The sequence below is a fragment of the Vibrio sp. 1CM23M genome, assembly GCF_023161755.1.
Lineage (GTDB): Bacteria > Pseudomonadota > Gammaproteobacteria > Enterobacterales > Vibrionaceae > Vibrio > Vibrio coralliirubri.
Window position 1 is genome coordinate 40,652 of record NZ_JALNTR010000005.1, and the last position, 23,428, is coordinate 64,079.

The following is a 23,428-nucleotide window of genomic DNA, read 5'->3' on the forward strand; positions in this document are numbered from 1 at the left end:
TGGAAATTTTGTGAGCTCAAGCGTTACTCTGATTCTACGTGCATGTTTATGGTTAGTGGTTACTCTCTTAGTAACGCTAGCCATTGCCGTTACTACACTGCGTGTAGCCTTACCCAATTTAAACAAGTATCAATCTGAAATTGAGCTTTGGGTAAACCAACATTCCGGTTTTGATTTTTCGATTCAAGACGTGGGCGGTTTTTGGCGTAACACTCACCCCTCTATTGCTCTGCAAGGCGTTAAAGCCAGTCTTCCTAATGCAGAAGATGTGAGCTTTTCTGTCGAGCGTGTTGAAGTCGAGTTTGACTTGATTCAATCGGTTGTACAGATGCGCCCGGTTGTGGCCGACTTGGTCATGAATCAAATGTATCTTGATATCCGCTCAATTGATCTGTTTGCCGGGCAAAACGGCAAAGACGAGCCTAAAGATTCTGGCTCTTCCCAGCGAGCGATGCAAGAGCTCGATAATTTACTGCTAAAAACACTAGTCGATGTAACTGCAAAAGATTCTTCTATTCTTTATCACTCTGTTTCGGGTGAAGAACGTCAGCTCGATATAGAAACCTTAAAATGGCAAAACTCAGACAAACATCACCTTGCTGAAGGTGTGGTGAGTATCAAAGATGCCAATCTAAACTCTCTGTCAGTGAGTGCTAACTTTATTGATGGGGGGTCACTGACTGATGTGACTGGTGAGTTTTATGTCAGTGCCGACAGCATTTCTGTTAAGCCATGGCTTACGCATTATATGCAGGCGGAATCCGGCATTGAAACGGGTACTGTGAGCTTGAATAGCTGGCTTACACTGCGCAATAGCAAGCCGGTAAGCGCTTATGTAGAGGTTTTACCCTCAGAATTGACGTGGAACGAAGATGGCGAGCATGACCTCATGCTTGAGTCTGGTGTCTTTAAGTTGTCTCCGACTGATGATGGTTGGCAAGTAAATGGTCACTCACTAAATCTTAGAACGGATGACACACCTTGGCCGGAACTCGACGTCGCGTTCAAGTGGAATCAAGGTCCATGGCAACTCAACGTTTCCGAGTTGGATATTGCGACCATTACTCCGCTGATTAAGCTGCTGCCTGACTCTGAACAATCAACCAAAATGATTAACGTATTGGCGCCGGGCGGCTCTGTTTCTGATATCCGTGTTTCCATGGGTTCGGAAATTGACAGTTTACGTTATTCAGCCAGTTTTTCTGATCTTGCTATCGAGCAGTGGGAACTAGTCCCAGGCTTTAGCCAAGTGTCCGGCAGTGTGTTTGGTTCGGCTTCGGAAGCGAAAGCTAGCCTGCATGTTATTGACGATGTGTTTCCTTATGGTGACGTCTTCCAAGCGCCTTTGAATATCAAACAAGGTCAGGTTGATATTGTTTGGCAGCAAGATGAAAGCGGCTGGAAGCTTTGGTCGGACAAAATCACAGCGGCAACGCCAGATTTACAAGTACTAGGCGCATTCCGCTTAGACTTCCCAAAAGATGCGAGCCCGTTTTTATCCTTCTACGGCGAAGCGGACGCTTACAATGTCGGTGAAACATGGCGCTACTTACCTACACTGGCTCTTGGGCAAGATCTAACAGACTACCTTTCAACTGCGATTCAAGCCGGTAAAGCGGATACCGTAAAACTGTTGTGGCATGGTGACTTGTCTCAATACCCATACACTAACCACGATGGTATTTTTCAGGTTTGGGTGGGTTTAGAAGACGCGAAATTCAGCTTTGATACCGCGTGGCCACTGATTACTGATCTTCAACTTGATCTGTTGTTTGAAAATGATGCGATGCACCTGGACTCTCGTTCCGCTCAATTGATGGATGTGACGGCAGATCGAATCACAGGACGCATTCCTTATTTAGGGGAAGGCGGCCATATTGAAATTGAAGCTAAAGCGACGGCGTCTGGCAACGCAGTGCGCGATTACATGACGTCTTCGCCACTGGTGGGTTCAGTAGGCGCAGCGTTAACCGCACTTCAAGTGAGTGGTGATGTCTCTTCTGAGTTCCAGCTGAATATTCCGTTTGATTCTGAAAAAGATGCAAGAGCATGGGGTTACGCCGACTTAAGTGGCAACCATGTTGAGATCGAAGCGCCACCAATGGTGCTTGAGAACACCACGGGTCGCATTGAATTTGATAATGATGTGGTGACGGCAAATGGCCTCGCTGCTGATCTGCTTAACCAAGGTATCTCGCTTGATTTTAAAGGCCTGAATGATGGTCCTGGCTATGCAGTTGATATTGATGTGTTAGGTGATTGGGACGTTAAGCCTCTAGAACCTTACATTGGTGAGCAATGGTTAAGTCGCTTGTCAGGTCATGCGCAATGGCAAAGCCAGATTGATATCCAGCTTAATGATATCGGCTTTACCTACCAACTAGACTTACAGTCAGACCTAAAATACTTGGCGAGTGATTACCCGTATCCTTTGGAGAAAAAATCACTAGAAAGTGGCTCTGCAAGGCTACAGGCATCGGGTAACCAAGAGACGATTACTGCGCGTCTACAGTTGCCAAACACCAAGTACCAAGCTGAGATTGATATCACAGGCGATGTGCCTGAGTTAACGGCGACCAACTTAGTGCTCGGTCGCGGTGGCTACAAAATTAGCCCGGTTGTTGGCCATCATGCACTGATTCGTACTGACAAATTCAATGCCGATGATTGGTTATCGGTTGTGATGGAACCAGTGAAGCCTTCAACGGCTGTACTTAGCCAAATGAACACGCCAACCATACCTGCGCCAAGCCGTATTACCTTTGAGAGTAAAGAGTTGATCTTGGGTGGTATCTCTTGGAATGATGTCGATTTTAGTGCTCGCAAGAACAAACAAGCGTGGCAAATGGAAGTGTCTAGCCAAGAGCTAGAAGGTGATATTAACTACCTGCCACCTTACGATTTGACGGTTTCACTGGATCGTCTGCATCTGTTTGTTCCTGAGTGGAGTGATAAGAACAACCAAGATCAGCAATTGCTGCAACGCAAAGAACAAGCTGCGCCATTGATCTCCAAATTGGATAGAAAGATCCACGATGCGATGCCAAACCTGACCCTGACGCTGAATGACTTTTGGCTGCAAGGCTACAAGGTTGGTAAGGTCGATGTTGAAATGACGAGGAACGAAGACCGTATCGAGTGGAATAAAATCCAGGTTCGAAGTGGTGGCAACAAAGCGGATGTGAGTGGCTGGTGGGAACTGCAAGGTGACAAGAGCCATTCATCGTTAACCGTGGATGTTGAAGGTGAAAACAACAGCGAACTCATGGAGCGCTTCGGTATTACTTCCGGGATTCAAAAAGCGCCATTCGCGTTGGAAGGTCAACTAAATTGGGATGGTTCGCCTTGGGGGATCAAAATGGATACCCTTGATGGCAACGTTAAAACTAAGTTTGGTAAAGGCATTATCTCGGATGTGAGCGGCGCTGCTCGATTGCTTGGTCTGTTTAGCCTAGATTCGATCATCCGTAAGATGCAGCTCGATTTCTCAGATGTGTTTGATAAAGGTATGGCCTTCAACAGTATTACCGGAACGGGCGAGATTCAAAATGGCATCTTCCTGACTAATGATCTGAATATGGATGCTGTCGCCGGTGAGATGAAAATCAAAGGTATCGCTAACCTCAACACGCGTCAGGTTGATGCTGAGGTGAACTTTACCCCAGATATTACCTCGGGTATTCCCGTATTAACGGCCTTTGCGGTAACCCCTCAAACGGCGCTGTACGTATTGGCGGTGACCACGGTTATTTCGCCAGTGGTTGAAGTCTTTACCCAAGTTAATTACTCGGTGAAAGGGCCATTGGATTCACCAACGGTGAGCGAGCTTTCTCGTAGTTCTGGCGAGTTCCAGCTACCAGAGAAGTTGAGAAAATTAGCCGAATAGGCCTTAAATTAGCCGAAAAGACCTTAGTATCCTAATCAGCTAATATACGGTGAAATGCTGATTTCTGAATCATAATGAATGGAGGAGCGATACACATGGATTGTGTTGGGTTGATTCAAATGACATCAGGCCCTAGCCCTGAATTGAACTTTGAGTACCTTGCTCAAGAAGTAGCAAAGTGCAAAGAGTTAGGGGCTAAGTGGGTTGTGAGCCCTGAAAACGCGTTAGTCTTTGGCAGTAAAGCCGACTATCACCAGTATGCAGAGTCTCTAAATGATGGCCCACTGCAAAAGAAAATTTCTGAGCTAGCAAAGCTTCACCGAATTTGGATAGTCATTGGTAGCATGCCGATAAGCACAACTAACGGCGTGACGACCACAACCTTGGTGATTGATGATTTTGGTTGCCTCGTTGCTCATTACGACAAGCTACACATGTTTGATGTGGATGTCGCTGATGCACATAAGTGTTACCGAGAGTCGGATATTTTCACTCCGGGCAACCAAGTTGTGACAGCGGAAACGCCTTTTGGTCGCTTAGGTTTGAGTATTTGTTATGATGTGCGCTTTCCACACTTGTATTCAGAGTTACGTAAGCAAGGGGCACAAATCATTGTGGTGCCTGCGGCTTTTACAGCGGTAACGGGTCAAGCGCACTGGGAAGCACTATTAAGATGCCGCGCGATTGAAACACAGTCGTGGATTGTCGCGGTAGGACAAGGCGGAAAACACCCTTGCCAAAGAGAAACATGGGGACACTCAATGGTGGTTGATCCATGGGGACGAGTGGTCGCACAGTTAGACCAAGATCCTAAAAGTATGGTGGTTGAGATAGACACATCCAGTTGCGAGTCCATTAGGCAAAATATGCCAATCACGCAGCACTCTCGATTTACCAATCAATTTTAATTACAAACAAGAGCCATCTATGAGCATTAATCAAATTGAAGAAGCGCTACTGAACCCGACAGGGCTTACGGAGCAAAATATCGCAGATACATTGGCGAGCATTGCTACCCGCCAAATTGATTATGCTGATATCTACTTTCAGTCAAGCTGGCACGAATCTTTAGTGCTAGAAGACAGCATTATTAAAGACGGCTCTTTCAATATCGATTGCGGTGTTGGTGTTCGTGCCGTATCTGGCGAAAAGACCGGTTTTGCTTACTCTGACCAAATCCAACTGGATGGTCTTAAGCAGAGCGCAATTGCGGCTCGTGGTATTGCTAAACAAGGTCAAAACGGCAAGGTTCAAGCGTTCAAACGCAACTCTAACCAAGCTTATTATGACGCAGTTAACCCGCTAGCGAGCTGGGAAAAACAGCAGAAAACAGAATTACTCAAATCATTAGATGCTTACATTCGCACTAAAGAACCGATGGTGACTGAAGTATCGGTGAGCCTAAGTGGTGTGCATGAGCAGATGCTGGTTGCTGCTACTGATGGCACTTACGCTGGTGATATTCGTCCGCTGGTTCGCTTGTCTATTAGTGTGCTTGCACAGAAGGGCGATCGTCGTGAACGTGGTAGCGCTGGTGGTGGTGGCCGTTTTGGTTACGACTTCTTCTTAAGTGATGACAAAGGCACTCAAGTTGCTTACCAATTTGCTGATGAAGCGATTCGCCAAGCATTAGTTAACCTTGAAGCGGTTGCAGCGCCTGCTGGTGCAATGCCTGTGGTTCTTGGTTCTGGTTGGCCGGGTGTTCTACTGCATGAAGCGGTAGGCCACGGCTTGGAAGGTGACTTCAACCGTAAAGAGTCGTCAGTATTCTCTGGCAAAGTTGGTGAGCAAGTCACTTCAAGTCTATGTACGATTGTGGATGACGGCACATTAACGGATCTACGCGGTTCATTGAACGTCGATGATGAAGGTGTTAACGGTCAGTACAATACGTTAATCGAAAACGGCATCCTAAAAGGTTACATGCAAGATAAGCTGAACGCTCGTCTAATGGGTGTAGCACCGACAGGTAATGGTCGTCGTGAGTCTTACGCGCATCTTCCAATGCCACGTATGACGAATACATACATGCTACCGGGCGAACACACACCGGAAGAGATCATTGCGACGGTTGAGAAAGGTATCTACGCACCGAACTTCGGTGGCGGTCAGGTCGATATCACATCAGGTAAGTTTGTATTCTCAGCGTCTGAAGCGTACATGATTGAAAACGGTAAGATCACTCACCCAGTGAAAGGCGCGACGCTAATCGGTTCTGGTATCGAAGCGATGCAGCAGGTGTCTATGGTGGGTAACGACCTAAGTATCGACCGTGGTGTGGGTGTGTGTGGTAAGGCTGGTCAAAGTGTGCCAGTGGGTGTTGGTCAACCAACATTGAAGCTAGACTCGCTAACCGTCGGTGGTACTGAGTAAAGCAGACTAGCTTCTGAAAAATCACTACAAAGATAAATTGAAAAGCGCCTCTATTGTGAGGCGCTTTTTGTTTTTAGATTACTGATTCAGTGAGCGTATAGAGTCACTACATGTTCTCTTCCGCAAACTCAGCCAGTCGGCTACGCACCACACCATTGAGGTGGATGTTGGCACTGCCTTCGAAGTTTTTAAAACGCTCGACCATGTAGGTGAGGCCTGAAGTCACAGGGGTTAGGTAGGAAGAATCTATCTGCGCGAGGTTTCCTGAGCAGACGATCTTAGTACCTTCACCACAACGTGTGATGATGGTTTTTATCTGTGAAGCGGTGAGGTTCTGACACTCATCCAAAAGCACAAAGGCATTCTGAATCGAGCGGCCACGCATGAAGTTGATTGATTTGAACTGGATATTGGCTTTGTCACAGATGTACTTCATCGAGCCTTCTGTGCAGTGGTCGTTCTTGTGCAGCGCTTCCAGTGTATCGGTCACTGCGGCTAACCAAGGCAACATCTTCTCTTCCTCGGTTCCGGGAAGAAAACCAATGGATTCGCCGATGTCAGGTGTATTTCGGGTTACGATGATCTTATCGAAATGTTTGCGCTCAATGGTTTGTTCAAGGGCGGCAGCCATTGCTAACAAGGTTTTCCCGCTCCCCGCAGCACCGGTTAAAATCACCAAATCAATATCGGGATCAAGTAACGCATCAATCGCCATGCCTTGGTAGATGTTCTTTGGCGTAATGTCCCACGCCCTGCGGTTCATCAATCTTTCGCGGCTGAGGTCTCTCAGGGTAATGCTTTCCGGCTCAATCTCCTCGACTCGAGCGGCAAAATCACTTTCTTCGTCAATCACATACTGGTTGAGGAAGGTTGGCTCGAACGGCGCTCTTGCTAAGGTGTGCAGCGTCTTTCCGCCTAGGCTTCTGCTCTCGACATTATCGATACCATCCCAAAATGAGCCTTCCAGTTGTTGGAAGCCTTTGGTGAGGTATTGGATATCATCAATCAGTTGGTCGGTTTGATAATCTTCAACAAAACGGACACCAGCGCCTTTTGCTCGCAAACGCATATTGATGTCTTTGGTGATGAGAACCACTTCGCGTGGTGCGCGTTTATTTTGAAGATAAAGGACAGCGTTGAGGATTCGGTTATCGCCCGCCTTGTCATCGGCAAAGGCTTTGATGCTTTCTTGAAGTTCGTAGTCAGCGAGTATTGAAATACTGCCAGATGCATTTATGTCTTTAGAAAAAGGGATGCCTTCCGATATTTGGTCTGGTGTGGCTTCCCTGAACAGGTCTTCGAGCGTTCGAATCGCAATTCTTGCATCTCGAGCAACGTCTCTTTTACTGTCTTTGATTCTGTCGAGTTCTTCTAGCACTGTCATGGGGATAACGACATCGTGCTCTTGGAAAGAAAATATAGCGAAGGGTTCGTGAAGTAGGATATTGGTGTCTAAAACAAATAGCTTCCGGTTGGTCTCGCCCATAGCATCTCCTTGCCGACGTGCGGCTTGCCTTGCATTCATTGAACGTAGATAAAGCTCATATAAAGATTAGTATCTGATTCTGGTGATAGTCAACTACTCACCTAAACTTCATCTAGAGGAACAGCGCCATATCGTTACGAGTAAATATCGCGTGTTCGTTTGAGAGCAGCAATCTGCTACCTATAGATTAACCATGAATTTTTGACAGTTTGATTGCACTGGCGAAAACAGAAAAAAAGCATGAAATCATCTCCTTTAGGCGTGACCTAAATCACAGCATCGAGTAAGATTAGCGACCTTTTTCTGCACCATTTTCTCGAGATATTTATTATTGAGAGCGCACTTAAAAAGTGGCTGCAAACTAGACATTTTTGGCTATATTTTTAGTTCAGGAGCGGATAACGTTCTTGTTTGAAACTGCAGTTAAGAAGACCAAATTCCAACTATAAGATTGAGGTAGTCGATTCATGACATTTGCTTTGGGGCAACGCTGGATAAGCGATACGGAGAGCGATTTAGGTTTAGGTACCGTTGTAGCAATGGATGCTCGAACAGTGACAGTAATGTTTGCCGCATCAGAAGAAAACCGTGTTTATGCACGTACTGATGCTCCCGTAACCCGAGTAACGTTTAATGTAGGCGATGTCATTGAATGCCAAGAAGGTTGGTCTCTGTCTGTCGAAGAAGTTATCGAAGACAAAGGGCTGTTAACCTACTTAGGTACTCGCGAAGATACCCAAGAAACAGAAGTGACTCTGCGTGAAATCTTCTTAAGCAACCAGATCCGCTTCAACAAGCCACAAGATAAGCTATACGCAGGTCAAATCGACCGTATGGATAACTTTGTGTTGCGTTACCGCGCGCTGAGCAACCAGTACCAACAACACAAGAGCCCTATGCGTGGCTTGTGTGGTATGCGTGCTGGCTTGATCCCTCACCAGCTATACATCGCTCATGAAGTGGGTCGTCGTCACGCTCCGCGCGTTTTACTGGCTGATGAAGTGGGTCTAGGTAAAACCATTGAAGCGGGCATGATCATCCACCAACAGGTGTTGTCTGGCCGTGCTGAACGTATTCTGATTGTGGTTCCTGAAACTCTACAGCACCAGTGGTTAGTAGAGATGATGCGTCGTTTCAATCTGCATTTCTCTATCTTTGACGAAGAGCGCTGTATTGAAGCGTTTGCTGAATCAGACAACCCATTTGATACCCAGCAGTACGTTCTGTGTTCTTTGGATTTCCTACGTAAGAGCCGTAAGCGCTACGAGCAAGCACTTGAAGGCGAGTGGGACTTGTTGGTTGTCGATGAAGCGCACCACCTTGAGTGGAGCCAAGACAAACCAAGCCGCGAATACCAAGTGGTTGAAGGCTTAGCGGAAAATACGTCTGGTGTGCTACTACTAACAGCAACGCCTGAGCAACTAGGTCGTGAGAGTCACTTTGCGCGTCTACGTCTGCTTGATCCTGATCGCTTCTATGATTACGAAGCATTCGTTGAAGAGGAAGACCAATACGCACCGGTTGCTGATGCAGTAACGGCATTGTTCTCCGGCGTGAAGCTTGAAAACAGCGCGAAGAACCAGATTACTGAACTGCTTTCTGAGCAAGATGTAGAGCCTCTATTCCGCGTTATCGAAGGTGATAGCAGCGAAGAAGAGCAAGCCTTAGCTCGCCAAGAATTGATTGATAACCTTATGGATCGCCATGGTACCGGCCGTGTTCTTTTCAGAAACACACGTGCTGCAATCAAAGGCTTCCCTAAGCGTAATGTGAACCTACTGCCGATGGAAATTCCAACGCAGTACACCACCTCAATGCGTGTATCTGGCATGATCGGTGGCAAGATGGCTCCCGAAGCTCGTGCTATGAAGATGCTTTACCCAGAAGAGATCTTCCAAGAATTTGAAGGTGAAGATTCAAGCTGGTGGCAGTTCGATTCACGCGTTAACTGGTTGATTGAAAAGATCCAAGACAAGCGCAGCGAAAAGATCCTAGTGATCGCTTCTCGTGCAAGTACGGCTCTTCAATTAGAGCAAGCACTGCGTGAGCGTGAAGGTGTACGTGCAACCGTATTCCACGAAGGCATGTCGATTCTAGAGCGTGATAAAGCTGCGGCTTACTTTGCTCAAGAAGAGGGCGGCGCTCAGGTTCTTATCTGTAGTGAAATCGGCTCTGAAGGTCGTAACTTCCAGTTCGCTAACCAATTAGTGATGTTTGATCTACCGTTCAACCCAGATTTGCTTGAGCAACGTATTGGTCGCTTGGACCGTATTGGTCAGCTACGTGATATCGACATTCATGTTCCTTACCTAAAAGGTACATCACAGGCGATTCTTGCGCGTTGGTTTGATGAAGGCCTAAATGCGTTTGCGGAAACTTGTCCAACGGGTCGCACGGTTTACGACAAGTACTCAGATGTTCTTATCGAGATGCTGGCTTCTGGTAACACAGAGCAACTTGATGAAGTGATTGAAGAGTCTGCCAAGCTAAACCAAAGCCTGAAATCAGATCTAGAAAAAGGCCGTGATCGCCTACTAGAGATGCACTCAAACGGCGGCGACAAAGCGCATGAAATTGCAGAAAAGATCGCGTCGACTGACGGCGATACTAACCTAGTGACGTTTGCATTGAGCCTGTTCGATACGATTGGCTTGAACCAAGACGACAAGGGTGAAAATGCGCTGGTTGTGACGCCATCTGAGCATATGATGGTACCAAGCTACCCGGGCTTACCATACGAAGGCGCAACCATCACGTTTGATCGTGATACTGCGCTTTCTCGTGAAGACATGAACTTCATTAGTTGGGAACACCCAATGATTCAGGGCGGTATCGATCTGCTACTGAGTGAAGGTGTTGGTGCATCAGCGGTATCGCTACTGAAAAACAAAGCGCTGCCAGTGGGTACTATCCTGCTTGAGTTGGTTTACCTTGTGGATGCGCAAGCACCGAAACGCAGTGGTATCAGCCAGTTCTTACCTAAGACGCCAATTCGTTTGATGATGGATGGCCGTGGTAATGACTTATCAGCTCAGGTTGAGTTCGACAGCTTTAACCGTCAATTAAGCCCTGTAAACCGTCACCTAGCGAGCAAGCTAGTTAACTCGGTACAAGGTGAGATTCACAAGCTAATCGAAGCGGGTGAGACGCACGTACTTCCTAAAGTGGAAGAAGTGCGTGAACAAGCTCAACGAGACATGCAGACTAACCTAAACGGTGAATTAGAGCGCCTACAAGCGCTTAAAGCGGTGAACCCTAACATTCGTGATGAAGAGCTAGAGGTAATCGAAGCTCAAATCAATGAATTGACAGGTTACATCAGCAAAGCTCAGGTTCAGCTAGATTCATTACGCTTGATTGTGGTTTCTCACAACTAGTTTTAAATTAGCGAGATGCTTCAACGAAATAAGGCCTTCATCATGAAGGCCTTATTTTTATCTAGCGTTTGAAAGCTGTTTTCGTTGTTGAAAGATGTATTGGCAGAGGGGTTACATCAACCACTTCCACCAAACAAAGACTGCCAAGAAACCAAACAGGTAAACAAGACCCGCGATAGACAGCCATTTTAGTTTGGTGCCAATGGCTAGGGCTTCTGGAAGCTTAGCCTTGTTCACTAGGATGAAGTTAAGCAGCGCGAAGAATGGCGTAGTCGCAAAGGCAAGCACCATCGCAAAATCCAGCATTGGCATCAGTGCAGCGCTAAAGAACATCACAATCGCTAATGCCGCGAGAGAGACAATGATGATCCAGCCTTGCAGCATTCTTGGGCTTGAATCTTTTTTGAATAATAGACGCTGTGATTCAGCAAGCACGCGTGAGTAGCCGTCGATAACAGTAATCGTGCTACCAAAGATACAGAAGAAAGCGATAAGAGCGATTAATGGGCGAGACCATTCACCAATTGTCGAAGCGTAGATGCCGACCAATTGATGAGTGAAGCCAACACCGGATCGAGACAGTTCAACCCCCGAACCGTGAAGTACTAGCGCGCCTAACGCAACAAATACTAAAGCAAGCAATGCAGTACCAATGTAGCCGACATTGAAATCGAACAGTGCTGATTGTGCGGTCACTTCCTGCTTCTCTTTTTGGCTTTTTAGCCACATAGAGGTGATGCTTGAAATCTCGATAGGCGCAGGCATCCAACCCATGGTCACCACGATAAAACCAATAGCAGCCAATGACCAAGGCGACGGTGGAACAAAAGCAGCATCAGGTTCGACTGGAGAGCCGATAGCAATGGCGACTGCAGCTAAGGTTGTGATGGTTAAGATCGCCATGATCGCTTTAGATAGTGTATCGAGAGCACGATAATGGCCAGCAAACAGAATGATCAAACAGGTCGCTAAAACGATCATGCACAAGGTGCTAGTGGCTAAATCGAAAGGAACAAAGTAACTGAGTAGGCTTGCACTGAATAATAGCAGGGCAGCGGTATTCACGACCGCAGATATGGCACTCAAGATCGAAAAGATCACAAGGTATGGTCGGCCTAGGTTAGAGTAACCTTCCACCAAGCTTTGACCCGTTCCTAGCGTGTATTGGATGCCGGCTCTGAAGAATGGGTATTTAAATACGTTAACGAGGATAATAAGCGCAGCAAGCTGCCAACCATAAATCGCACCCGCCTTGGTTGAGGCGACTAAGTGAGAACCACCTACAGCCGCTGCGGCCATCATAATGCCTGGGCCAAGAGACTTAATTAAACTTGATAGGGGAGCTGAGGTTGGTGTTTTTGTGTTGGTGGTTTTAACCGTACTGTCCATCGTTTTTCCTTTGATGCTGACTTCTTATTATCCGTTACCCTATCAATACCATGTTTTGTAAAGTCGTCAACTTTTATGTACGAAAATGTTGAAAATTGTATTTATTTATAAACGAATCAACCGTAAATTATTTATTCACTAGCAATTAAGAGGCTTCAATGGCGTTAGAACAGTACACACCACCGCGTGAACCGTGGATTGATATTGTTTATCAAGATGACGATATTCTTGTGGTGAACAAGCCTGCGGGTTTGCTTTCTGTTCCGGGTAGGTTGCCAGAACATTACGACAGTATGTGGAGTCGGTTAGTTGTTGAGTTTCCAGAGATTCAAGTCGTGCACCGATTGGACATGTCGACATCGGGCTTGATGCTGCTTGCTAAACACAAACAAGCTGAGCGTCATTTGAAGAAGCAGTTTCAATATCGACTGACACACAAACTCTATTACGCGCGAGTATGGGGTTCAGTAGAAGAAGCAGAAGGTTTGATTGACCTCCCTCTTATTTGCGATTGGCCAAACAGGCCGAAGCAGAAAGTGTGTTTCGAGGGTGGTAAATCATCTCAGACTCGCTATATGGTAGAGCAAGAAGAGGCTCAAACGACATTGTTGAAGCTACTGCCTATCACGGGACGTTCCCATCAGTTGCGAGTGCACTGCATGGAGATGGGGAATCCGATTGTGGGTGATGAGTTTTATGCAACGCCAGATGCTTTTAACTATAGCGATAGGTTGGCTCTGCACGCGTGTGAACTCAGTTTTTATCACCCGGCCAATGATCAGTTATTCAAAGCCTTTGTTCCGTGTGAGTTTTATCCTCAAGCATCGCCACAAATCGAGCAGCACTTTGAAATTGCGCCAGAGCTTCCAGACTACAGTAAGCTAAAAGCTTAGAATGGTGTCATCAGTATCAATTCAAGGACGTACAATGCCGAAGTTGAAAGTGGTCTTTCTCGACAGAGCCACCATCCCATCTCAAATCCATTTAAAACCTCTTAGCTTTGAACATGAGTGGGTAGAGTATGACTTTACTGCTCCAGAACTCGTTGCTGAGCGCGTTGCCGGAGCGGATGTTGTTATCACCAATAAGGTTGTGCTCAATGCTGATAATTTAGCTCAAGCACAACAACTCAAGTTGATCGCGGTGTCAGCGACTGGCGTCAATAATGTCGATGTCGACTACTGCAAGAGTAACAATATCGCAGTGGCTAATGTGCAAGGCTATGCGACTCAGTCGGTACCTGAACATGTGATTGCTATGTTGTTTACACTTAAACGAAACCTTGTTGGCTACCATCAAGATATTGAAGCTGGCGAGTGGCAAAAGGATAAACAGTTCTGTTTCTTTACACATCCGATTCAAGATGTGGCAGGCAGTACATTAGGTTTAATCGGCAGTGGAAGTTTAGGCCAAGCGACTGCGATACTGGCTAAAGCGATAGGCATGAACGTCATTTTTGCAGAGCGCAAAGGGGCGGAGTTTTGTCGAGAAGGGTATCTGCCTTTTGATGCTGTTTTAAAGCAAGCGGATGCGCTCAGCCTGCATTGTCCGCTGACCGAAGCGACCCGAAACCTGATTTCAGAGCGTGAGCTAGTAATGATGAAGCCAAGCGCGGTGTTGATCAATGCGGGGCGTGGTGGACTTGTCGATGAACAAGCCTTGGTTGAAGCTTTGAAAAGTAATGAGATTGCAGGTGCAGGTATGGACGTGTTTACACAAGAGCCTGCAGACAACTCGAACCCACTATTGGCTAACAGTCACCTACCTAACTTATTGCTGACACCCCATGTGGCGTGGGGCAGTGACAGTTCAATTCAAAAGCTGTCTGATATCTTAATCGATAATATTGATGGGTTTGTTGAGGGTAATCCGCAGAACTTAGTGCGTTGATTCTTGAGATCTTTACTACGATTGGAATTAAACGGTGCGAACGCAAAACAAAAAAGGTTGGCTTTTAGGCCAACCTTTTTAGATCGTTGTGTCGATTAAGTGATTTAGCCTTGCGGCTTAACTACCAATACATTGATTGGTGAGTTCTGTACCACTTTGCTTGCAACAGAACCAAGCACAACTTTGTCGATTTTCGAACGCTTATGGCTAGGCATCACGATAAGGTCAGCGCCCAGTTTTTCTGCGTAATCTAGAATCGTTGTGTAAGTCTTGCCTTCGGCAACGTGAACTTTATACACCACTTCATCGTCAATGTGCTTGTCAGCAAACTCTTTCAGCTGATTTTTCACATCAAGCTTCATTTGGTTCGCTGCATCTTTCGGGAAGTAAGACGCAACCATCGACATGTGAATGCCCGGTAGTACGTTCAGAATGTGGACTTCAGCATTGCTGTGTTTCGCGTGCCATACCGCTAGCTCGACTGCTTTATCAGAAAAGCCTTTGTCGTTAAGATCAACGGGAACAAGGATTTGTCTATACATGTATTCGTCTCTTTTTGAGCAGCGCTTAGTACATACCAAACGCTGTGATTATCTTTTCCATGTAGTAAAAAAGCCAAATAGAGTAGAGCGCTACTTGGCTCTATCCATTACGCGCTAATCTCATCCTTACGAGCACGCCTTCTTTGGTTCATCGCTAAACCAATCAAAATCAGTAGGGCAGGTAAGAATACCCACTCTTTCATTGGTCGTTCTGCGTCTTGGATAACTGATTTAATTTCCCAATCAAAGTCAATGCCAGCGGCTTCTGCAGGGCTACCAAACTCAACCATATCAACAATCATCTTGTCGTCAGCTTGTGTCAGCATTAGGCCCATTGAAGCAATGCGGTCTTCACTTGTTGTCGCAGAATCTTCAAACGGAAGGCGAACAGTTTTCTCAGAATAGTTACCTTCTAAGTTTTCGCCACCTACTCTCAATTCAAGTGATTGTCCCACAGATAGATTTTCTGTGATTTGAGCGATCTCAACTCCAGGTGAAAGAACTTTCTCTGGATAAATCATGTCCCACCAGAAACCTGGGCGGAAGAAAGAGAAGGTCAGAACGATAAGCAGAATCGTTTCCCACCACTTGTTCTTCGTGAACCACCAACCTTGTGTCGCTGCTGCAAAGATAAGTACCGCAGTCACAGAGGAGAAAATCGTCAACGCTAAGTGCCACCAAGAATCAATACCCATCAACAGTAGTTGGGTGTTGAAGATGAACATGAATGGCAGAATCGCAGTACGAATATCGTAGGTAAAGCCTTGAATACCAGTACGAATCGGATCGGATTTCGCAATCGCGGCTGCCGCAAACGCTGCTAGACCAACTGGAGGCGTATCATCGGCAAGAATACCAAAGTAGAAAACGAATAAGTGCACCGCAATCAGTGGGATGATAAGACCGTGCGCAGCGCCTAGGGTTACGATTACCGGAGCCATCAGCGTTGATACAACGATGTAGTTTGCTGTGGTTGGTAAGCCCATGCCTAGGATCAAGCTGATTACCGCAGTAAATAGCAGCATAAGGATGATGCTACCGCCTGAGATAAACTCAACGAAATCCGTCATTACAAGGCCGATACCCGTTAGAGTCACCACGCCTACAACCGTACCTGCAGCCGCTGTCGCGACACCGATACCAATCATGTTACGTGCGCCTGAAACCAAGCTTTCTGCTAGATCAACGAAGCCAGCTTTAGTTTGCTCTGCAAGATCGTCTGATTTGTTCATCAGAGTCATTAAAGGACGTTGAGTGATCAGAATGAAGATCATGAACACGGTCGCCCAGAATGCCGACAGACCTGGAGAGAAACGTTCAACTGTTAAACACCAAACAAGTACTACGATAGGCAGTAGGAAGTGCAAACCAGATTTAATCGTTGGCCCCGGATCCGGAACTTCTTTTAGATCAGCATCGATTTCCATGCCGCCTTCAGCTGCGTATTTTGCAGATACGCGAACCAGAGCAACATAAGCGATCAATAGCGCCACAGTTACGATTGGTGTTGCCGCATCGCCAAATACATCTTTCGTCCAACCCACACCGTAGTAAACCGCGGCGCTGATGACACACAGACCTAAAATGGTACCCGTGAAAGACAGCAGGCTTTGTACGATAGTTGGTGTGTGACGACGAGGCAGGCCAGTCATGCCTGCTTTACATGCTTCTAGGTGAACAATGTAAATCAGAGCGATGTAAGAGATCAGAGCTGGCAGTAACGCCGCCTTGATTACCTCTACATACGAGATGCCCACATACTCAACCATCAAGAATGCCGCCGCACCCATGATAGGTGGCGTTAGCTGACCGTTGGTTGAAGCCGCGACTTCTACTGCACCAGCTTTTGTGCCCGGGAAACCAACACGCTTCATTAGCGGGATAGTAAAGGTACCCGTGGTAACAACGTTTGCAATCGAAGAACCTGATACCAGACCAGATAAACCAGACGCTACAACGGCTGCTTTCGCTGGGCCGCCCTTCATGTGACCAAGCAGAGAGAATGCAACCTTGATGAAGTAAGCACCAGCACCAGCACGTTCTAGCATTGCACCAAATAGTACAAACAAGAATACGAATGACGTTGATACGCCAAGAGCGACACCGAATACACCTTCTGTTGTTAGCCACAGGTGCGACATTGCCTTGTTCAGGCTCGCACCTTTGTGGGCAATAACGTCTGGCATGTGAGGGCCACCAAAGGTGTAAAGTAGGAATACTGCCGCCACAACCATAAGAGGTGGACCTAAAGCGCGTCGTGTTGCTTCAAGCAGTAGAACCATGCCGAATACGGCCGCAACAATATCGAATGTTGTTGGTGCACCCGAGCGACCGGCAAGTTCAGTGTAGAAAATATAGATATAAGAAGCTGAAAAACTACCTACGAGCGCCAATATCCAGTCGACAGCTGGGATGCGATCCCTAGGCGAATTCTTCATAGCTGGATAAGCGGTAAAGGCTAGGAAAATAGCAAACGTAAGGTGAATTGCTCGAGCTTCAGTGTCGTTTAAAATTGCGAAGTTAAAAATGAACGGCAGCGGAGATGCATACCAAAGTTGGAACAGTGACCAACATAGAGGCACAAACCATAAAATACGGCCTTGGATACCACGAGGGCTACGCGCACCAGTATCTGATTGTGCCACCATTTCTTGCACATCTGGAGACGGTGATGTTGTCTGCGTCATGTACTTTATCCTTATTATTGATGGTCTGCCTTTTCTTACGAACAACCAAACGTTATTTATTTCCTATCTAGTGTAGTGAATGGATAGGGAAATGCGTTCTTTGTTCGTCTTTGTTTTAGGCTTGATAAGAAGGTAAGTCCTCCAAATTGGAGAAACTTAAAGGGTTGCTCTTTTCACTTAAGTTATTTTTATAAAACGTGAAAAGCCAATAAGGAGGGCTAGCCTCCTTATTGGTGTAGTAGGCTTAAAGTAGAATTACTTTAGAAGGCCCACTTCTTTGTAGTATTTTGCTGCGCCTGGGTGAAGAGGGATAGAGATACCCGCTTTAACCATGTCTTCTTTTTTCAGGTTAGCAAATGCTGGATGTAGGCGTTTGAAAGTGTCAAAGTTTTCAAATACTGCCTTAGCAACGTTGTATGCAACTTCTTCAGAAACGTCTGAAGTTGTTACCATTGTTGCTGCAACACCGAAGCTGTTTACGTCAGCGTCAGTACCACGGTACATGCCAGCAGGAACTGTGCTGTAAGCGTAGTATGGGTTTTCAGCTACGATCTTGTCGATCTGTGGACCTGTTGCTGAAACCAGTTTTGCATCACAAGACGTTGTTGCTTCTTTGATTGATCCGTTCGGGTGACCAACCATGTAGATGAATGCATCAATCTTGTTATCACAAAGTGCTTGTGAACGCTCAGAACCTTTAAGTTCAGAAGCAAGCTTGAAACTGTCGTTCGTCCAACCCATTGCGTCCATTACAACACCCATCGTTGCACGGTCACCAGAGCCTGGATTACCAATGTTTACGCGCTTACCAGCTAGGTCAGAAACATTGTTAATGCCAGCATCGGTACGAGCGATGATGTTGAACGGTTCTGTATGTAGAGAGAACATAGCGCGAAGTTTCTTGTATTCGCCCTGATCTTTGAACTTACTTGTACCGTTGTAGCCGTGGTATTGCCAGTCCGATTGAACAACACCGAAATCTAGTTCACCAGCACGGATGGTGTTAACGTTGTAGATTGAACCACCAGTAGACTCTACAGAACAACGAATGTTGTGGTCTTTGCGGCCCTTGTTCACTAGTTTACAAATTGCACCACCAGTTGGGTAGTAAACACCCGTCACTGAACCAGTACCAATTGTGATGAACTCTTGAGCGTTAACAGCGCCAGCGCCCATTACAGCAGCTGCAATAGCACCAACTTTAATAAGTTTGGTAAATGCCATGAATTTCCCTTCCTTTATTCATTATTAACCCTGAAACAAGTGTAGTCGTTTCTGGAGTTTCCTATTTGGAAACGGCACCTTTTTCAATCCATGTGATGAAAAAGTGGCTGAATAATATCAAAAATTGGCAGAAAATTACTCGAATGTTAAAAGATATAGCTAAAAAATCTAACAAATGATGTCTAGATCTCGTGTTTAATTTGCTACTGAATTTTTTAAAATCAATGATTTAGTGTAATTTCGGGAAGGGTGTATGGATATTCTAGGATGTGATTTGGATCACGAAGCGAATAGATGTTCGTGATCCATTAGTAAGGCTGATAGTTATGAAACAGTGATCAATTATCCTGCGTATTCAAACAGTTCGCACACAGAATCAAACAGTTGCTTAGTGGTAACCGATAACGTTGGAGTAATAAAGATAGTGTCATCACCCGCGACCACACCCAGTATGCCTTCCGACTTACCTAGTGAGTCTAATAAGCGAGCGATAAGCTGAGCTGCACCAGGGCCAGTGTGTATCACAACTAATGCATTGTTGTGGTCAATATCTAGTACTAATTCTCGTAAAGAGCTAGAAACTGTCGGAACACCCAGTTCAGCAGGAAGACAGTAAACCATCTCCATTTTTGCGTTACGAGTTCGAACGGCACCAAACTTGGTTAACATACGCGAGACTTTAGACTGGTTGATGCTTTCAAAACCTTCGTGTTTTAGGGCATCTACAATTTCGCCTTGTGAGCCAAAACGTTCTTCTTTTAGTAAGGCTTTAAATGCACGAACTAAGTTGTCTTGCTTTTCTGTATTGCGCATATGTCATTCTTATTCATTAACAAAGATGTTTGCATATTCTCGCATACATATTCAATTTTAGCCAAAACATCCCTGTAATTTGTTAGTCATATCACTGTAAATATTTAATAGAATAATGTGTTATTTGCGACGACTTATTTTGTTATTTCAGTCGATTATCGCCATAATGCGAACTTGCTGTGTAGCACGGTTTTATTGACTTGCGCGAAGTCGCAAAGCTAGCGTTAATTGATTGTAATCACTTTGTGATTAATATAGTTTTTTAACTTAGATTTAGCTCAAGAATTACCCTACAAAGAATCTATAAGAGAAATCTCTCAAGGAGAATAACAATGAAAGTAGCTGTTATTGGTGCCGCTGGTGGCATCGGTCAAGCCCTAGCCCTACTACTTAAGAACCGACTACCTGCTGGTTCAGATCTTGCACTTTACGACATCGCTCCGGTAACACCGGGTGTTGCTGCCGATCTTAGCCATATCCCAACGCCTGTTTCGATCAAAGGTTACGCGGGTGAAGATCCAACACCAGCACTAGAAGGTGCGGATGTTGTACTTATTTCAGCGGGTGTTGCTCGTAAGCCTGGTATGGATCGTGCGGATCTTTTCAATGTGAACGCTGGCATTGTTAAGTCTCTTGCAGAGAAAATCGCAGTTACTTGTCCTACTGCTTGTGTTGGTATCATCACTAACCCAGTAAACACAACAGTGCCAATCGCTGCTGAAGTACTTAAGAAAGCAGGCGTTTACGACAAGCGCCGTCTATTCGGTATTACGACTCTTGATGTGATTCGCTCAGAAACGTTTGTCGCTGAGTTGAAAGACAAAGATCCAGGCGACATCCGTGTTCCTGTTATCGGTGGTCACTCAGGCGTAACGATTCTTCCTCTACTTTCTCAAGTTGAAGGCGTAGAGTTCACTGACGAAGAAATCGCAGCACTAACGACTCGTATCCAAAATGCAGGTACGGAAGTAGTAGAAGCTAAAGCCGGCGGCGGCAGTGCGACACTGTCTATGGGTCAAGCGGCTTGTCGTTTCGGTCTTGCTCTAGTTAAAGCGCTTCAAGGTGAAGAGAACGTGATTGAATGTGCATACGTTGAAGGTGAAGGTGAGCACGCTCCATTCTTCGCACAGCCAGTTAAACTAGGCAAAGAGGGCGCTGAAGCGATCCTTAGCTACGGTGAGCTAAGCGACTTCGAACGTAACGCTTTAGATAGCATGCTTGAAACGCTAAATGGTGACATCGAGATTGGTGTTGAATTCGCTAAATAAGCGAGACGCTATTTAACTCAGTCTAAAGCTAGTTATTAAGGGCCGGTCATTATGATCGGCTTTTTTGATCCTGAAGTTCAAGCTACTCGTATTCACCTCTACAACCAAGGTGAAGGTAAATGTTATGGCTACTGTTCAGAAGGGTATGAATGTAGAATATTTGGGGCACTTAGGAAAAGTATTGGTCATTGATGAGCAAGAGCAGTACGCGTTAGTAGAGACTTACAACGGGCATGAGCAGTACGCAGTGCCAATGGAAGAGCTTAAAGAGATTGAAGCACAACTGCCGTTATCATTAGAAGCCAGTCGATATTGAATTTGGCTCACCTACAAATATTTGTTGAAAACCAACAAAAGAGCCCTGAGGCTCTTTTTTGTTATTTATATAGAAGCTAGAAGCGAGTTGTCTATTAACCTGCTTACTTACTGCGTTTAACAGCTAAGTGTGCGAGCGTGGTTAGCGCTTGCTTATATTCTGAGTCAGGAAGTACAGAAAGCTCAGCGATGGCTTTATCGGCCTCTTCGTAGGCTTTATTTGTGGTGTACTCTAAAGAGCCTGTCTCTTTCATCACAGCCATAATGTCGTCGAGACGTTCCATGCCGTTCGCTTTCTCAATCGCTTCACGAATCATGCTTGCTTGTTCAGGAGAGCCATTATGCATTGCGTAAAGTAGAGGCAGTGTTGGCTTGCCTTCGGCTAGATCGTCGCCAACGTTCTTACCCATCTCTTTACCATCTGCAGTGTAATCCATCACATCGTCAATCAGCTGGAATGCGGTGCCTAGGTACTTACCATAGTTCTGCATTGCTGTTTCGATCTCTGGTGATGACTCAGTAAGAATCGCGCCGATTTGGGTCGCAGCTTCGAACAAACGAGCAGTCTTAGAGTAGATCACCTGCATGTAGCTTTCTTCTGTGGTGTCTGGGTTATTGCAGTTCATTAATTGTTGAACTTCACCCTCGGCAATCACGTTTACTGCTTCACTCATTAGCTCAAGGATCTTTAAAGATCCTAGTGTTGTCATCATTTGGAATGAGCGTGTGTAGATAAAGTCACCCACCAAAACGCTAGCGGCATTACCAAAAGCGGCATTGGCCGTCGCTTTACCGCGTCTCATGTCCGATTCATCGACAACGTCGTCGTGAAGCAGGGTTGCGGTGTGAATAAACTCGATAAAGGCTGCAGAGGTGATATGAGCTTCACCTTGGTAATCGAGTGCGCGAGCAGATAAAAGAGCAAGCAAAGGGCGTAGGCGTTTGCCACCACCGCTAACGATATAAAAACCAAGCTGGTTGATTAAACTTACGTCAGAATTAAGTTGGGCTTGAATTGTTTCATTCACTTTTGCCATATCATTGGCAGTAAGCGTTTGGATAGCTTTAAAATCCATTGTTCATCCGGCTGAAGTTAGACCCTGTAAGGCTTATACGTTGTATTTAATTGTTGAATAATACACTAAAAAACGTTGATTAATACATCGCTAAAGGGCATGATTGCCGCACTTTTCTTTGGCGAACAGGTTTTCGCCAATTTTTTAAAAATATGGCTTGTCATAGCGCCATGATTCCCGTAGAATCTGCGCCCTATTGATTAGTTTAGCGCACACCCGAGTTGTACAATTAACAACCATAGGCTGTGCGGAAAAAGCGGAGTAAAATATGTACGCTGTTTTCCAATCTGGTGGCAAACAACACCGAGTAAGCGAAGGTCAAACACTTCGTTTAGAGAAATTAGACGTTGAAACTGGTGCAACTGTTGAATTTGATAAAGTTCTTCTTGTTGCTAACGGCGAAGAAATCGCTGTTGGTGCACCTCTTGTTGAAGGTGGCAAGGTTACTGCAGAAGTAGTACAACACGGTCGTGGCGATAAAGTAAAAATCGTTAAGTTCCGTCGTCGTAAGCACTCGCGTAAGCAAGCTGGTCACCGTCAGTGGTTCACTGAAGTGAAAATCACTGGCATTAACGCTTAAGTATTAGGAGAGTTTAACAATGGCACATAAAAAAGCTGGCGGTTCTACTAATAACGGCCGCGATTCAGAAAGCAAACGTCTTGGTGTTAAGCGTTTTGGTGGTGAATCTGTTCTTGCAGGTAACATCATCGTTCGTCAACGTGGTACTAAGTTCCACGCTGGCACAAACGTTGGCATCGGTAAAGACCACACTCTTTTCGCTCTTACTGAAGGTAAAGTGAAATTTGCTGTTAAAGGTCCTAAAAACCGTAAGTTTGTAAGCATCGAAGCTGAGTAATTTAATCTTTAACTAGATTATGTTATTAGCTTTCAAGCTGAATTCAAAAGCCCTGCCGATTCGGCAGGGTTTTTTATTTATAGCAAGAATAAAAAAGCAGACGCTCTTGTTTTGGTTTTGAGAAGCCGTTTTATTTTTGAGAAACAGTTTGGTTTTTAAGAAGCCGTTTGTTTTGTAAAAAATAAGAAGCAAAGAACCTCTCCTTATTTGTTCCTTGGTTGCAGGTCGGCCTAGATCTTAGGTGA

At 45.6% G+C, this 23,428-nt stretch carries 17 protein-coding genes; 10 read left to right on the top strand and 7 right to left on the bottom strand.

The annotated features are described in order from the left end of the window. Nucleotides 1-10: 10 nt before the first annotated feature. The 3 genes from MSG35_RS16145 to tldD all read left to right on the top strand — a co-directional run bounded on the left by MSG35_RS16145 (nt 11) and on the right by tldD (nt 6,259). On the top strand, nt 11-3,886 hold the full coding sequence (locus MSG35_RS16145; protein ID WP_248384542.1) for a YhdP family protein: 3,876 nt from the start codon (nt 11-13) through the stop codon (nt 3,884-3,886). A gap of 95 nt (nt 3,887-3,981) precedes the next feature. Next, nucleotides 3,982-4,794, top strand: coding sequence for a carbon-nitrogen hydrolase family protein (locus MSG35_RS16150; RefSeq protein WP_248384543.1), 813 nt, complete (start codon nt 3,982-3,984; stop codon nt 4,792-4,794). Between the two features lie 19 nt (nt 4,795-4,813). Continuing rightward, on the top strand, nt 4,814-6,259 hold the full coding sequence (gene tldD / locus MSG35_RS16155; protein ID WP_017061366.1) for a metalloprotease TldD: 1,446 nt from the start codon (nt 4,814-4,816) through the stop codon (nt 6,257-6,259). 106 nt (nt 6,260-6,365) lie between these two features. On the opposite strand, the gene MSG35_RS16160 is transcribed toward tldD, so the two are convergent. After that, nucleotides 6,366-7,745 (bottom strand): PhoH family protein, encoded by a 1,380-nt coding sequence (locus MSG35_RS16160; RefSeq protein ID WP_248384544.1) that lies wholly within the window; start codon nt 7,743-7,745, stop codon nt 6,366-6,368. 467 nt (nt 7,746-8,212) lie between these two features. Between MSG35_RS16160 and rapA the strand changes: the two genes are divergently transcribed. Beyond that, nucleotides 8,213-11,122: an RNA polymerase-associated protein RapA gene (rapA, locus tag MSG35_RS16165; protein WP_065676156.1), complete on the top strand. Its 2,910-nt coding sequence runs from the start codon at nt 8,213-8,215 to the stop codon at nt 11,120-11,122. Between the two features lie 111 nt (nt 11,123-11,233). On the opposite strand, the gene MSG35_RS16170 is transcribed toward rapA, so the two are convergent. Continuing rightward, nucleotides 11,234-12,511 carry a divalent metal cation transporter gene (locus MSG35_RS16170; protein ID WP_248384545.1) on the bottom strand — a complete coding sequence of 426 codons (1,278 nt, stop codon included), beginning with the start codon at nt 12,509-12,511 and terminating at the stop codon, nt 11,234-11,236. Between the two features lie 158 nt (nt 12,512-12,669). On the opposite strand from MSG35_RS16170, the gene rluA reads away from it, so the two are divergent. Further along, nucleotides 12,670-13,404: a bifunctional tRNA pseudouridine(32) synthase/23S rRNA pseudouridine(746) synthase RluA gene (gene rluA / locus MSG35_RS16175; protein WP_065676154.1), complete on the top strand. Its 735-nt coding sequence runs from the start codon at nt 12,670-12,672 to the stop codon at nt 13,402-13,404. A 34-nt stretch (nt 13,405-13,438) separates the two neighbouring features. Further along, nucleotides 13,439-14,401, top strand: coding sequence for a D-2-hydroxyacid dehydrogenase (locus MSG35_RS16180; protein WP_248384546.1), 963 nt, complete (start codon nt 13,439-13,441; stop codon nt 14,399-14,401). Nucleotides 14,402-14,505: 104 nt separating this feature from the next. Here MSG35_RS16180 and MSG35_RS16185 read toward each other — a convergent pair whose 3' ends face one another. The 4 genes from MSG35_RS16185 to argR all read right to left on the bottom strand — a co-directional run bounded on the left by MSG35_RS16185 (nt 14,506) and on the right by argR (nt 19,667). Continuing rightward, entirely contained in the window at nt 14,506-14,943 is a 438-nt protein-coding gene (locus tag MSG35_RS16185) for a universal stress protein (protein ID WP_048609641.1), read from the bottom strand. Between the two features lie 107 nt (nt 14,944-15,050). Beyond that, the gene (locus tag MSG35_RS16190; protein ID WP_081230456.1) at nt 15,051-17,630 is read right to left on the bottom strand and encodes a TRAP transporter permease; all 2,580 of its coding nucleotides are present in this window, start codon (nt 17,628-17,630) and stop codon (nt 15,051-15,053) included. A 255-nt stretch (nt 17,631-17,885) separates the two neighbouring features. Further along, nucleotides 17,886-18,854 carry a TAXI family TRAP transporter solute-binding subunit gene (locus MSG35_RS16195; RefSeq protein ID WP_017061374.1) on the bottom strand — a complete coding sequence of 323 codons (969 nt, stop codon included), beginning with the start codon at nt 18,852-18,854 and terminating at the stop codon, nt 17,886-17,888. Nucleotides 18,855-19,196: 342 nt separating this feature from the next. After that, a complete protein-coding gene (gene argR, locus MSG35_RS16200; protein ID WP_004740827.1) occupies nt 19,197-19,667 on the bottom strand; it encodes a transcriptional regulator ArgR in 471 nt (156 codons plus the stop codon). A gap of 332 nt (nt 19,668-19,999) precedes the next feature. Between argR and mdh the strand changes: the two genes are divergently transcribed. Continuing rightward, a complete protein-coding gene (mdh, locus tag MSG35_RS16205; protein WP_009847834.1) occupies nt 20,000-20,935 on the top strand; it encodes a malate dehydrogenase in 936 nt (311 codons plus the stop codon). 124 nt (nt 20,936-21,059) lie between these two features. Next, nucleotides 21,060-21,251: a hypothetical protein gene (locus MSG35_RS16210; RefSeq protein ID WP_248384547.1), complete on the top strand. Its 192-nt coding sequence runs from the start codon at nt 21,060-21,062 to the stop codon at nt 21,249-21,251. A 103-nt stretch (nt 21,252-21,354) separates the two neighbouring features. Here the strand turns inward: MSG35_RS16210 and ispB are convergent, their stop codons facing one another. Beyond that, nucleotides 21,355-22,326, bottom strand: coding sequence for an octaprenyl diphosphate synthase (ispB, locus tag MSG35_RS16215; protein WP_248384548.1), 972 nt, complete (start codon nt 22,324-22,326; stop codon nt 21,355-21,357). A gap of 268 nt (nt 22,327-22,594) precedes the next feature. Here ispB and rplU point away from each other — a divergent pair, with 268 nt between their 5' ends. Both rplU and rpmA read left to right on the top strand, forming a co-directional pair. Beyond that, a complete protein-coding gene (rplU, locus tag MSG35_RS16220; RefSeq protein WP_004740823.1) occupies nt 22,595-22,906 on the top strand; it encodes a 50S ribosomal protein L21 in 312 nt (103 codons plus the stop codon). A gap of 19 nt (nt 22,907-22,925) precedes the next feature. Next, entirely contained in the window at nt 22,926-23,183 is a 258-nt protein-coding gene (rpmA, locus tag MSG35_RS16225) for a 50S ribosomal protein L27 (protein WP_004735905.1), read from the top strand. Nucleotides 23,184-23,428: the final 245 nt, after the last annotated feature.

Excerpts from the sequence above, each read along its gene's own strand:
- MSG35_RS16150 (WP_248384543.1), top strand. The coding sequence starts at position 3,982 with ATGGATTGTGTTGGGTTGATTCAAATGACATCAGGCCCTAGCCCTGAA.
- tldD (WP_017061366.1), top strand. The coding sequence starts at position 4,814 with ATGAGCATTAATCAAATTGAAGAAGCGCTACTGAACCCGACAGGGCTT.
- MSG35_RS16160 (WP_248384544.1), bottom strand. The coding sequence starts at position 7,745 with ATGGGCGAGACCAACCGGAAGCTATTTGTTTTAGACACCAATATCCTA.
- rapA (WP_065676156.1), top strand. The coding sequence starts at position 8,213 with ATGACATTTGCTTTGGGGCAACGCTGGATAAGCGATACGGAGAGCGAT.
- MSG35_RS16170 (WP_248384545.1), bottom strand. The coding sequence starts at position 12,511 with ATGGACAGTACGGTTAAAACCACCAACACAAAAACACCAACCTCAGCT.
- rluA (WP_065676154.1), top strand. The coding sequence starts at position 12,670 with ATGGCGTTAGAACAGTACACACCACCGCGTGAACCGTGGATTGATATT.
- MSG35_RS16180 (WP_248384546.1), top strand. The coding sequence starts at position 13,439 with ATGCCGAAGTTGAAAGTGGTCTTTCTCGACAGAGCCACCATCCCATCT.
- MSG35_RS16185 (WP_048609641.1), bottom strand. The coding sequence starts at position 14,943 with ATGTATAGACAAATCCTTGTTCCCGTTGATCTTAACGACAAAGGCTTT.
- MSG35_RS16190 (WP_081230456.1), bottom strand. The coding sequence starts at position 17,630 with ATGACGCAGACAACATCACCGTCTCCAGATGTGCAAGAAATGGTGGCA.
- MSG35_RS16195 (WP_017061374.1), bottom strand. The coding sequence starts at position 18,854 with ATGGCATTTACCAAACTTATTAAAGTTGGTGCTATTGCAGCTGCTGTA.
- argR (WP_004740827.1), bottom strand. The coding sequence starts at position 19,667 with ATGCGCAATACAGAAAAGCAAGACAACTTAGTTCGTGCATTTAAAGCC.
- mdh (WP_009847834.1), top strand. The coding sequence starts at position 20,000 with ATGAAAGTAGCTGTTATTGGTGCCGCTGGTGGCATCGGTCAAGCCCTA.
- MSG35_RS16210 (WP_248384547.1), top strand. The coding sequence starts at position 21,060 with ATGGCTACTGTTCAGAAGGGTATGAATGTAGAATATTTGGGGCACTTA.
- ispB (WP_248384548.1), bottom strand. The coding sequence starts at position 22,326 with ATGGATTTTAAAGCTATCCAAACGCTTACTGCCAATGATATGGCAAAA.
- rplU (WP_004740823.1), top strand. The coding sequence starts at position 22,595 with ATGTACGCTGTTTTCCAATCTGGTGGCAAACAACACCGAGTAAGCGAA.
- rpmA (WP_004735905.1), top strand. The coding sequence starts at position 22,926 with ATGGCACATAAAAAAGCTGGCGGTTCTACTAATAACGGCCGCGATTCA.